The sequence below is a fragment of the Paenisporosarcina sp. genome (assembly GCF_049671445.1).
Lineage (GTDB): Bacteria > Bacillota > Bacilli > Bacillales_A > Planococcaceae > Paenisporosarcina.
The window spans coordinates 1-11,730 of sequence record NZ_JBATUX010000105.1 but is presented as its reverse complement, the minus strand read 5'-3'; the positions used below and the strand labels follow the sequence as shown (position 1 = coordinate 11,730).

The 11,730-nt window shown below is 38.6% G+C and carries 13 protein-coding genes; 7 read left to right on the top strand and 6 right to left on the bottom strand.

Annotated elements, in window-relative coordinates; all coding sequences use genetic code 11:
* The first annotated feature begins 321 nt into the window (after positions 1-321).
* Positions 322-825, top strand: coding sequence for a DUF6933 domain-containing protein (locus tag WBG45_RS12720; protein ID WP_424415096.1), 504 nt, complete (start codon positions 322-324; stop codon positions 823-825).
* Positions 826-916: 91 nt separating this feature from the next.
* On the top strand, positions 917-1,552 hold the full coding sequence (locus WBG45_RS12715) for a DUF2238 domain-containing protein (protein WP_424415095.1): 636 nt from the start codon (positions 917-919) through the stop codon (positions 1,550-1,552).
* Between the two features lie 134 nt (positions 1,553-1,686).
* Here the strand turns inward: WBG45_RS12715 and WBG45_RS12710 are convergent, their stop codons facing one another.
* Complete coding sequence (locus WBG45_RS12710; protein WP_424415093.1) at positions 1,687-2,019, bottom strand: hypothetical protein; 333 nt, start codon at positions 2,017-2,019, stop codon at positions 1,687-1,689.
* Between the two features lie 201 nt (positions 2,020-2,220).
* Here WBG45_RS12710 and WBG45_RS12705 point away from each other — a divergent pair, with 201 nt between their 5' ends.
* Both WBG45_RS12705 and solA read left to right on the top strand, forming a co-directional pair.
* Entirely contained in the window at positions 2,221-3,159 is a 939-nt protein-coding gene (locus WBG45_RS12705; protein ID WP_424415091.1) for an acetamidase/formamidase family protein, read from the top strand.
* Positions 3,160-3,200: 41 nt separating this feature from the next.
* Positions 3,201-4,322 (top strand): N-methyl-L-tryptophan oxidase, encoded by a 1,122-nt coding sequence (gene solA, locus WBG45_RS12700; RefSeq protein ID WP_424415089.1) that lies wholly within the window; start codon positions 3,201-3,203, stop codon positions 4,320-4,322.
* A 435-nt stretch (positions 4,323-4,757) separates the two neighbouring features.
* Here the strand turns inward: solA and WBG45_RS12695 are convergent, their stop codons facing one another.
* From WBG45_RS12695 to WBG45_RS12675, 5 genes are all read right to left on the bottom strand, one after another.
* Complete coding sequence (locus WBG45_RS12695) at positions 4,758-5,018, bottom strand: helix-turn-helix domain-containing protein (protein WP_024535931.1); 261 nt, start codon at positions 5,016-5,018, stop codon at positions 4,758-4,760.
* Positions 5,019-5,035: 17 nt separating this feature from the next.
* Positions 5,036-5,641, bottom strand: coding sequence for a sigma-70 family RNA polymerase sigma factor (locus WBG45_RS12690; RefSeq protein ID WP_424415088.1), 606 nt, complete (start codon positions 5,639-5,641; stop codon positions 5,036-5,038).
* An 85-nt stretch (positions 5,642-5,726) separates the two neighbouring features.
* Positions 5,727-5,897 (bottom strand): YvrJ family protein, encoded by a 171-nt coding sequence (locus WBG45_RS12685; RefSeq protein WP_424415086.1) that lies wholly within the window; start codon positions 5,895-5,897, stop codon positions 5,727-5,729.
* A gap of 418 nt (positions 5,898-6,315) precedes the next feature.
* Positions 6,316-7,278, bottom strand: a complete 963-nt coding sequence (locus tag WBG45_RS12680; RefSeq protein ID WP_424415084.1) for a S8 family peptidase — start codon at positions 7,276-7,278, stop codon at positions 6,316-6,318.
* Between the two features lie 401 nt (positions 7,279-7,679).
* Complete coding sequence (locus WBG45_RS12675) at positions 7,680-8,747, bottom strand: NAD(P)/FAD-dependent oxidoreductase (RefSeq protein WP_424415082.1); 1,068 nt, start codon at positions 8,745-8,747, stop codon at positions 7,680-7,682.
* 156 nt (positions 8,748-8,903) lie between these two features.
* On the opposite strand from WBG45_RS12675, the gene WBG45_RS12670 reads away from it, so the two are divergent.
* Genes WBG45_RS12670 through WBG45_RS12660 form a run of 3 tightly spaced genes read left to right on the top strand, consistent with a single transcriptional unit; the run spans position 8,904 to position 11,645 of the window.
* Entirely contained in the window at positions 8,904-9,695 is a 792-nt protein-coding gene (locus WBG45_RS12670; RefSeq protein ID WP_424415081.1) for an ABC transporter ATP-binding protein, read from the top strand.
* 6 nt (positions 9,696-9,701) lie between these two features.
* Positions 9,702-10,631: an ABC transporter substrate-binding protein gene (locus WBG45_RS12665; protein ID WP_424415079.1), complete on the top strand. Its 930-nt coding sequence runs from the start codon at positions 9,702-9,704 to the stop codon at positions 10,629-10,631.
* 3 nt (positions 10,632-10,634) lie between these two features.
* Complete coding sequence (locus WBG45_RS12660) at positions 10,635-11,645, top strand: FecCD family ABC transporter permease (protein WP_424415077.1); 1,011 nt, start codon at positions 10,635-10,637, stop codon at positions 11,643-11,645.
* The last annotated feature ends 85 nt before the right edge of the window (positions 11,646-11,730 follow it).

The window sequence follows — 11,730 nt, the reverse complement described above, 5'->3', positions numbered from 1 at the left end:
GCTTATATCTAGGTATTATCATGGGATACTATTTGTTTTTATCGCAATAAGTTTGAAAATAGATTTGACTGGCTTTACGTATTCCAAGCAAGACATGATAGCAATGGGCTTTGGAATATTAGGGTTATTAAGGGGTGGCCTATTTAGCTTTTTGTATTGAAATTCGGAAAAGAAAGCAGCCGAAATCAAAATAAATGATTTGTTACTATAATGGAATAAAGAATGGGGAACGGTGGCTGAAATTGCATCTGCTGCCGCTATTTTTCTTAACTAAGGTGACGATTTTTTGATTTTAAAGAAAATAAGAAAGGGAATAGTCAGATGTTGATCATTCAATGCACGAAGAAGCTGGGAGATTATTTGAAGAAAAATCTTACTGACAAGCCGATGGAAACGCAGGATTTGTTTTACTCTTGGCATGCCCATTTATTCTTAATTAAACGCAAGAAGTACATTATGGTAATGAATAGCCAAACGCGCTATGTTTTTGTGATAGGTCCGGTGATGGCAAAAGATATAAAAAATTTAGATGAGATGATCTATTCAGGGATCCAAGAAAATTTAGAGGCTGACGGAATCAACTCAAGTTTTATAGAACAATACATGCAACAGCTGGATGGGATTGAATACATGAAAACAAGTGAACGCCCCATTATAGGTCAAATGAATGACTCCATCTATTATGTTGAATGCATACAAGAATATGATGGGATGCTTAATATCCCTAAAATGAATCGGTCATTGAATAAGGTTCCCATGTTAAAACTACCATTGGTTTATTCGACTAGGACGTTCATTCAAGAGATGGAGAATCGATTTTCGTAACAAGTTTTTATTCCTTGCTGAAGATTCCAATGGCTACTAGGTATATGCCATTCTTTTTTTTCGCATACTGTTTGCGGAAGGAGTGGGTGTCGTGGTTTTAGATAAAAGGACAAAACTTCATTTTTCTTTACTTGTCGTTGTTATCGCGGTTTTGATATGGTCTGTTATTAAGCCTGCAGTATTTTGGACATGGGTGGCAGAGGCTGGCCCATCAGTGGTGGCTTTAATTATTATCATATTTACTTATAAAAAATTCCGACTCACTTCTCTCGCTTATTGGGTTATTGCTATACTTTCCATTCTTACGTTTATAGGTGGTCACTACACGTATGCTGAAGTTCCCTTGTTTAATTGGATAAAAGACGAATTTCATTTACAGCGAAATAATTATGATCGCTTTGGGCATTTTCTAAAAGGTTTGTCTGTCATTGTGGTGAGAGAAATCTTAATTAGGAATACACCACTAACTAAAGGCTCTTGGATGTTTGCGATTTCTACTAGTATCGTTTTGGCCATTGCAGCGTTGTATGAAATCGTCGAATGGTTGAGTACAAAATTACCTTATGCTAAAAAAGCGACGGAAGACTTTTTAGGTATGCAAGGGGATAAGTGGGATGCACAATGGGATATGTCGTTTGCTTTAATTGGTTCGATTCTGGCGTTACTGATTCTCTCAAAACTACATAACCAACAGTTAAGAAAAGTAACTGACAAACAGTCAAAGTAATCAAAAACGAAAGAACACAGAATAACACCTCCTTATCGTATGTTCTAAAAATACGACGAGGAGGTGTTTTCTTTTTGGTTCAGAACAAGTACATGAAGCATTCGAAAAGCATCTTTCATTTTGCTCAAATGAACTTATTTAAACCGTTTGTGGGCTAGTTTATTCGTGTACCAAATTGCTCCTGCATAGCCAATTATATAAGCAACTAGCAATACGACTAGTGCGTAACCGCTAAGGGTACTATTGCCACCATATAATTGACTTAAGACGACGAAGAGAGTTGCGGATATCCCACCAATATGAGGTGAATTCTTGAAGTAAAAGTGACTGGCGACAATCCCACCAACAAGCGCAACAATAAAGAAATTGATTTTAATGAGTAAAGCCGTAGAAATAGAGTGATTTACCGAAATTTCAACGAAAATCAACAATTGTTGAGTGATGTATTGAGCAATTAATGAAAACAAGATGACAGGCAGCCAATCAAATTTTCTATTTATGATAATAACCTCCTCTTATTATTCTTACTATTGTATGCATAGCAAGAGGAGGATAATTAGTGACAGTACCCGTTGATGAAAATAATTCTATTAATTTGCTACAATTATGATAGTGATTACGTACTAAGTAACTACAATTTATATCAATTTTCTGAAGGAGTGGTAAGCATGATACATAAATTAGATCTTGAAACGAAAAACTTACATGGTTCTTTTAACAAGTCCTATGAACCTATTTTGACCATCAATTCTGGCGATTCGATACAATTAAAAACCCTTGATATTCAATGGGGGTATTCAGGTTCTAAAGAAGAGGAAAGAATTATATTTGAATCGGGTGTTCAGGAAGAAAAACCTAAACACCCGATGATTGGACCTATTTTCATTCGAGATGCAAAACCAGGTAATGTGTTAGAAGTAAGAGTAAATGAGCTGATACCTGGTTGGTATGGACGAAATTGGGCTGGAGGAATTCCAAGCTGGCAAAACGAAAAACTAGGACTGATCGACACAGAAAGGTTACAAGTAGACTGGGAATTAGATGCAACAACTATGACAGGTAGTGGGGAGATTGGTGATCAAACATTTCATGTTGGGTTGTCTCCTTTTATGGGGGTCATGGGTGTTGCCCCGGTTGAAGCTGGTACTCATGCCACGCCTCCACCTCGTTATTGTGGAGGAAATATTGACTGTAAAGAATTAGTAAGAGGAAGTAGTTTATTCTTGCCTATATCGGTAGATGGGGCACTATTTTCCATTGGCGATGGTCATGCGTTACAAGGGGATGGAGAAAGTTCTGGCACTGCCATTGAGTGTCCAATGGATGTCGTAGATATCACAATACGCGTAAGGGAAGATATGGAGCTGACGATGCCAAGAGCAAATACACCTGCGGGGTGGATTACTTTTGGCTTTCATGAGGATTTAAATGAAGCAGCTGCTGTGGCACTCAATGAAATGGTAGTGCTGATTCAACAGTTTTATGGAATTAAAAAGGTAGAGGCGGCTGCATTAGCAAGCGTTGCTGTAGACTTGCGTATTACGCAAGTGGTAAATGGAGTAAAAGGTGTCCATGCCGTTTTGCCTCATGGTGCCATAAGGAAATAGGAGAAGCTCAAGAACTGATTGACAGAAGGGGGATAGACAATATGAGATATGATGTGATTATCGTGGGTGCAGGTTCGATGGGTATGGCAGCGGGGTATTTTTTGGCGAAGAGTGGAAAGCGCACGCTGTTAATAGATTCTTTTAATCCACCTCATGACAAAGGAAGTCATCACGGCGATACGAGAATTATTCGATATGCATATGGTGAAGGGGAAGAGTACGTCCCTTTAGCGCTCAAAGCGAAAGAGTTATGGGATGATTTAGAAAAACAGACAGGTAAGGAAATTTTTCTTCAAACTGGCGTCCTTAATGTCGGTGTCGCAGAATCAGATTTCATCAAAAGTGTTATCTCTAGCGCTAAGAAGTTCGCTTTACCAGTACGAGTAATGGATTCAAATGATGTAAATAAAAAATGGCCGGGGATGTCGTTACCGCCAAATATGATTGGTTGTTTTGAGTCTACGTCGGGTGTGTTGAAATGTGGAGAATGTATCGATGCTTATAAGGAATTAGCGGAGTTGCATGGAGCTACGATCGTAACGAATAGTCGAGTGACAGACATGGAGATTCATGAAGGTAGTGTAACAATTAAGTCGGATGACCAAACGTATACAGGAAATTCATTAGTTGTTTCAGCTGGTGCTTGGGCAGGGAATCTTCTTTCCATGATAGATTTAGAGATTCCTCTTGAACCCGTTAGGAAAACGTTTGCTTGGTTTGAAGCTGATGAAAAGTTGTACGGTCAGCAGGATTTTCCTGCATTTAGTTTTGAGACGCCTCAAGGATTCTATTATGGTTTCCCTAGTATTGAGGACGCTGGGTTAAAAGTAGGTCGACATGATGGTGGAGAAAAAGTGAATCCTGACCATCCAAGAAGTACGTTTTGTGAAGATGATGAAGGAGAATTACGTCAATTTCTCCAGCAATACATGCCTCTTCATGGACAGTTTAAACATGGAGAGCCCTGCATGTACACACTGACTCCAGATGAAGATTTTATTATCGACTTGCATCCTAACTATCCTCATGTAGCGATTGCAGCTGGTTTTTCTGGTCACGGGTTTAAATTCAGCAGTGTGGTGGGATGCATTTTGAGCGAATTAATTATTGATGGGAAAAGTGAACTTGATATCTCCACATTTAGAATTGGGAGATTCATGTAAAGAGATTAAAGGAAAGAGAGGTAATAGAGTTGAGTCTGATTATGCTATATTTCGTTATCCCTTATCAGTGAAAAACGGATGTGATACTGCTCCACATCCGTCTACTCGATTCTTTACCTTTGGAGAACACACTTCAGTATTACTGCCACCTAAAGGTAACCTTAGAGGTGGTACTAAAAACTGAATCGTTTCATGATATACTTCGGGGAAATGACAAACGTATGCGTTATCACTTACAAACGGATTGATAATTTTGGCTTTGTAAATAAAACATGGCAAGTCTCAGAATTTTTTTACAACATGCATCCGGTTTAGTAGGATAATCTGCATTTCGTTATGAAGGTGACACTCGGAGTCGAACTTAGGACAAAGGTATTATAGACCTTTTTCCGTGCAGCTTGGCTATGCCACCGACGTTGGATAAAAGCTTAATGCTTATCCACCCTGGTAATATTGAATGCCCTTTTCTTCAAGGATATCTAACATTTGAAAATATCCAGGCGTGTTCTCAACTTCATAATTTCTAATACAATCTAACAGTTTAATTTTTAATTCTTGGGATAAATCTTCTCTGTATTGTTGTTTAGTTTGCTGCAAGGATCGGTCAATTTTTGGTGAAAATAAATCAATGACGATTTCGAGTGAGTTGTTATCTGTTTTGGATTGCTTAACAAGCGTATACAAACTTTCACTCATTCCTACCCCTTCCTTCTCTACTCTTTTTCAATAATTTCTTTTAACTTTTTCAATGCTTTTTTATGGCTTCTGGAAACCGCTTGTTGGGATTTATTAAGATAAATAGCGATTTCAGAATCGTTTAGATCATAAATATAAGCTAAATTTAACAGTTGACGCTGATTTTCTGTTAATAGTTGAATGGCATTAAATAAAGTATAGCTTGTTAAATGATCGGCTATATTGGTAGAGTCAATCCACACTTCTTGTCCTTCTTGCCATTCTTTTGAGGCTAAATAGTCAATTAATGTGACACTGTCACCGTCATTTAGTTGGCCATCCAAAATCGTCTTGTTTCTTTCTAAAAATAAGTTAACTTTTTTATCGTAATTTATTGCATTGAAGTATATGGCTGTAGATAAATAGTTTGTAAATCTGATTTTGAAGTAATATTCTCTGAACGTATCATCTAGTTTTTTCTTTGATAAGTTCGTTGGATTATTGATGACTTCTTCTAATAAACCCATATTTTCTGGTATCTCTAAAAATGATTTAATCACAGGGTTTTGAAGATGTTTTTCAAACTTACTTAAATAGTTTTCAACACTTTGATTAGTACTCGAACTACTGTATAGACCCTCCAAATTATTGCCCCCTCACAAAGAACATTAGTTCGGTTAAGCGGTAAAAAAATATAAAAACTTACTTGAGTTTATTTCCTCCAATCCGTTAACTAAATTTGTGGTAGCTATCTTTAATGACTTCATTTAATTCAAATACAACAACTTCTAATTTTTCGATTTTTTTTTCGAAGCGGTAAAAAAGGTAAACAGTAATCGCGATCGGAAAGCCAAAATTCCCTAAAATTGTTGTCCATACAGGTACATCTAATGCGTTCATAAAATTCCCACTCCTTCTTTTTATTTGTAGTTATTTATTAAAGAAGAACGATTGAAATATTTCACAACGTCTAGATGTTAATTTTTGAAAATTTTTTTTACCATAAATTGATTCTACATTTTGTTTTGAAGCATATAAACGGTTCAAGGATATAGGGTAGGGTAGGAATAGAAGGAAAAAGTGATATAACATTTTTTCAAGCTACACCTTTGAAATGGGAGTAGCTATGGCCAGCTCTAAGCGCCAGCTCGCACAAATGCTCAGGCTCTCATGCTAAAACAGGCTCTCGCATGGTTCTTCCAGCATCGGTGTCGAGCTAGAAGGCGATTTGCGCTTTTCTTATCAATTAAATGTCATTTAATTAACTATATGAAAAAACAGATGCCTTAATAGAACGTACTAGGCATCTGTTTTTTCTCTATATACTTATCAGAGCTCGTACTGTTGGTTGATCAAACACTTTTTTGACATATTCCAAAAGGGTTAAATAAACGAGACCGTTACCTTCAATATTTGGTGAGTTCCCAAGTGGCACTGTTCTCTTTATTAGTTGGGAATACAATTCAGGTACGGTCAATTCTCGTTCAAATGCAGCATTAGATATTACTTTTAATAAAGCCAATGCTCCTGATACATGTGGAGTAGCCATTGATGTTCCACTTAATGTGGCATAAGTTCCGTTGAGATAAGTTGAAATTACTTTCTCTCCAGGAGCGACTAAGTCCACTTGATTATTCGAATTGGTGAATTTGGATGACTTCCGCTCTAGATTAACAGCGCCTACGCTAATTACTTCGTTGTAGCATCCGGGATACCCATATTCATCAGTTGAATCATTACCATCGCCATCATTGCCGGCTGCACATACAACTAGAATTTTTTGGTTTACTGCTTCAATGATTACATCATGAAGTTCCTGTACATCAGTGGGACCTCCAAGAGACATTGAAATGATGTCTACTTTTTGCTCGATAGCGTATCGGATGGCTTTAATAATCCAGGCATATTGACCTGAACCGTTTTTTCCAAGTACCTTCAAAATTAATAAGTTTGCCTCTGGTGCGACCCCCACCACACCGCTGTTATTAAGATTTCCAGCAATTGTTCCCGCAACATGTGTCCCGTGCCCATTGTAATCTTCGAATTTTAATGAATCTCCACCATCATCCTTTGTGAAATTGTATCCACCAATAATACGATCCACCAAATCAGGATGGTCCGTATCACAACCTGTATCCAAAACCGCGACGGTAATTCCTTTTCCCTTTGTTTCTGGCCAAATTTCAGGGGCTTGTATGATTTCGACCCCTTTAGGTATTTCATTTACCATTTCTAGCTGCTCTACTAATTCGTATGGGATTAAGCGTACAAATTTTTCCACGTTCTCCCTCCTCAAATTATTGGTTTAGCCAATTCTAGATGTACTTAAATTGTATTAATTTTGAAAAAAAAATAATAGATTACAATGGACGATTTTACGAACATCAAAAATAGGAGTATTTTCTTGAATTTTATGAAAATTATTCATGAAATACGATGTTTTGATAATGCTCGACAAGATATGATAATAAAAAATTGTAGATTGTAATAACAAAAAAAGCACGTTATCAGGAGGAGGATTTGCCACCAATATTGCTTAGGTTGACGAAGTGGCGCTCCAGGTTGACGAAGAGGCCCTCCAGGTTGTACAAAATCCGAAAAGTAGTCATCTGGAGGTCAGATATATATAAAAAGGCGACTGAAATGAAAATTTCAATCGCCATTTTTATTGGAAAGAGTTCTTTAGTGAGTTGTAACAGTTTCTTGAACCATTTGCTTTACGATTTCTTTATTGCGCTTCTTGAAGACGTCATTATGGGAAGAAACCATCGCGAAGCTATCGGCGCTAGGTTCTATATATTGCTTTGCTTTATTCACAGCATTAGCCGCATCTTGGAAGGTACCTGCAATCAAATTTAGTTTGGCGTCATGTTTTAAAATATCGCCAGCTGCAAAAATCCCGGGAATAGATGCTTCACTATTAATACTGCCCGCGATATAGGAACCATCCGCTAATTCTAATTGGATAGGACTGTTCTCAAGCAGGGCGATATCACGTTCATAACCGTGGTTAATGACAATTTCATCCACAGATAAGTACTGTATTTCACCAGTCGAGGCATGTGTTACTTCCACAGTTTCAATTGTTGAATTGTCTCCAGAGGCAATTAGTTTCGAAATCGACGAGTGGAACATGCAAATCGCAGTACTTTCAAAAAGCTTAGTGACCTGTGCTTCATGACCAGTAAAGTCTCCTTTTCTGTAGATCACAATTACTTGCTTGGCAATAGGGGAGAGTTCGTTAGCCCAGTCGATTGCTGAATTTCCGCCACCAGATATTACGACAGTTTTATCTTTAAAATGCATTAAGGATTTAATGGTGTAGTTCAAGTTACTAACTTCAAATCGATCTGCCCCTTCAATTTGAAGTTTTTGAGGGGTAAGGATACCGCTGCCGATTGCAACGATAATCGTTTTGGAATAATGTCGCTCATTAGAATCAGTGACCAATTCGAAAATTCGATCGTCACCTTGGTGAATCGCTTCTACTTTCGTGTTCAGCACAACGGTAGGTTGAAAGGTTAATCCCTGTTCCACTAGTTTATCGATAAGCATGGCACCTGGGAGTGGAGGGTGCCCACCAACATCCCAAATCATTTTCTCGGGATAGACATGAATTTTTCCACCAAGTTGAGGTTGGAACTCAATGATTTTCGTTTTTAATCCACGTAACCCGCTATAAAAACTGGCATATAAGCCGGCAGGGCCTCCGCCAATAATCGTTACATCGTACACTTCAGTGTGTTTCATTCATTTCAATCCTTCCTCAACTGGTAAATAATCATGATTTCGATTTTTTATATAGAGCTATTGACAGGTTTAGCTTACAACATTATAGTTAGTTTGTAAATGATATTGATAATCGTTATCAGTGAATATGCATAACATATTGAAAGGAGGTTGAAAATGGTTCGACTTGAAGCGAATGACTTACAAATCCGATATGGAGATCGAACAATTGTTGAAAATTTGTCTGTTTCTATTCCAGATGAAAAAATCACGGTCATTATCGGTCCAAACGGCTGTGGGAAATCCACTTTATTAAAAGCAATGACGCGTATCATCCCTCATCAAAAGGGCTCCATTGTTCTTGACGGTGAAAGTATTGTCAAAGAACCCACAAAACGCCTGGCACAAAAAATTGCTGTACTGCCTCAAACTCCAGAGAGTGCGGGGGCACTAACTGTTGGTGAACTAGTTTCATATGGACGGTTTCCACATCAGAATCGGTTCGGTCGCTTAACCAAAAAGGATTTAGAGATGATTGACTGGGCACTTGAAGTAACCGGCACTAAATTCTTCAAGTCCCATCCCGTCGATTCACTGTCTGGTGGTCAGCGTCAACGTGTGTGGATTGCATTGGCACTTGCTCAGGAGACCGATATGATTTTCCTGGACGAACCAACAACCTATCTGGATATGGCACATCAGCTCGAAATATTAGAATTGCTCCAACAATTGAACGCCACGGAAAAACGGACAATTGTGATGGTACTACACGATTTAAATCATGCAGCTCGTTTCGCAGATTACATTATCGGTATGAAGTTTGGAAAAATCGTGAAGTCTGGTCCAAGTGAAGAGATCATTACTAAACCTGTATTACGCGAACTGTTTCAAATTGATGCCGAAATTGGCGAAGATCCACGTACTGGAAAACCGATTTGCATTACCTATAATTTAGTAAGAGGAGAATGACATAAAATGAAAAAATTATCATTACTATTCATAGCTTTACTTGCAATGTTTGTTTTAGCTGCATGTGGAGGTTCTAAAGAAGAAGAAACATCAGGGGACAAAGAAGACAAAAAAACAGAATCAACAACAATCACGTATGAATCAGAAAACGGACCAGTTGAAGTACCAGCTGACCCACAAAGAGTATTAGTTTTATCTTCATTTGCAGGTAATGTCATGGCATTAGATGTACCTCTAGTTGGTGTTGACTCTTGGTCAAAAATGAATCCACGCTTTGAAGAAAAACTTGAAGGCGTTGAAGAAGTAACGGATGAAAACCTTGAGAAAATCATCGAGTTGGATCCGGATTTAATTGTCGGTTTATCTAACATCAAAAATGTAGACAAGCTGAATGAAATTGCCCCAACTGTTACATTTACTTATGGAGCAGTTGATTACTTAACGCAACACGTAGAAATCGGGAAATTACTTAATAAAGAAGAAGAAGCACAATCATGGGTAGACGATTTCAAAACACGTACACAAGAAGCAGGCGATGAAATCAAAGCGAAAATCGGCGAAGATGCAACGGTTACAGTTATTGAAAGCTTCGATAAAGAATTGTATGTATTCGGCGACAACTGGGGCCGCGGTACAGAAATTCTTTATCAAGAAATGGGTCTAGGAATGCCTGAGAAAGTAAAAGAAATCGCATTGAAAGATGGTTACTATGCTTTATCTGCAGAAGTCTTACCGGAGTATGTCGGGGATTATTTAATCTTCAGCAAACATAAAGATGCTGACAATTCATTTGAAGGTACAGAAACATTTAAGAATATCCCTGCAGTGAAAAACAATCAGTTGTTTACAGTGGATGCAATGGAGTTTTACTTCAACGATCCGTTGACACTAGATTATCAATTGGAATTCTTCAAAGAATCATTCTTGGGGAACTAAAGTATGTTCAATTATCGGCTTCAACGCATTCCTTATTCAATTAAACTTGGGATGAGCTTGATTCTGATGATAGTACTTTTCGGCATGGCGTTAGTTTTCGGAGCGGCTGATACGACTGTGAAAGATGTAATATCTGCTTTTCTATCAACTGCCCCGAATGAACAAGCCATTATGTTACGGGAAATACGTTTTCCGCGAGAAGTAGCCGCTGCCTTAATAGGAGCGGCTCTTGCCGTTTCGGGCGCTATTATTCAGGGGATGACTCGTAACCCTCTTGCCGATCCAGGTTTGCTCGGTTTGACTGCCGGTGCTAATGCAGCACTGGCGTTCACGTTAGCGTTTTGGCCAACAGTTAATTATTTTGGTGTGATGCTTGCGTGTTTTGCAGGGGCTGCAGTGGGAGCTATTCTCGTTTTCGGCTTCAGTTCATTTCATCCAGAAGGCTTCACGACTCTTCGCATCGTGCTTGCAGGTGCTACCATCTCAGCTTTTCTCTATGCTATCGCCGAAGGAATCGGGCTATATTTTAAAATATCGCAACAGGTTTCTATGTGGACTGCTGGTGGCATGATCGGAACGACGTGGAATCAAGTGCTATTAATAGCTCCGGTTGTAGTAGTTGGAATCACTATTTCACTGATGTGCGCAAGGCAATTAACCATTCTGTCACTAAGTGAAGAGATGGCAGTTGGGCTCGGTCAACGTGTACGTTTAATCAAATCGATATTGTTTGTCCTTGTTATTTTATTGACGGGTGCATCTGTTGCACTCGTTGGAAACCTTGCCTTCTTCGGGCTAATGGTGCCTCATATGGTACGGGCAATCGTTGGTACGGATTATCGCTTTGTACTTCCGATGTCAGCTGTTTTGGGTGCTGCCTTTATGTTGCTAGCAGATACAGTAGCACGAACGATTAATGCTCCTTATGAAACTCCCGTGGCGGCTGTCGTTGCCATTATGGGTTTGCCATTCTTCTTGTACATTGTACGAAAAGGAGGGCAAAGTTTCTCATGATAGAAAAATCCATTATTCGAAAACAACGGTTATTGTTGATTGTCTTTTCGGTATTGATTACGGCAACAGCGGTCATTGGACTTGG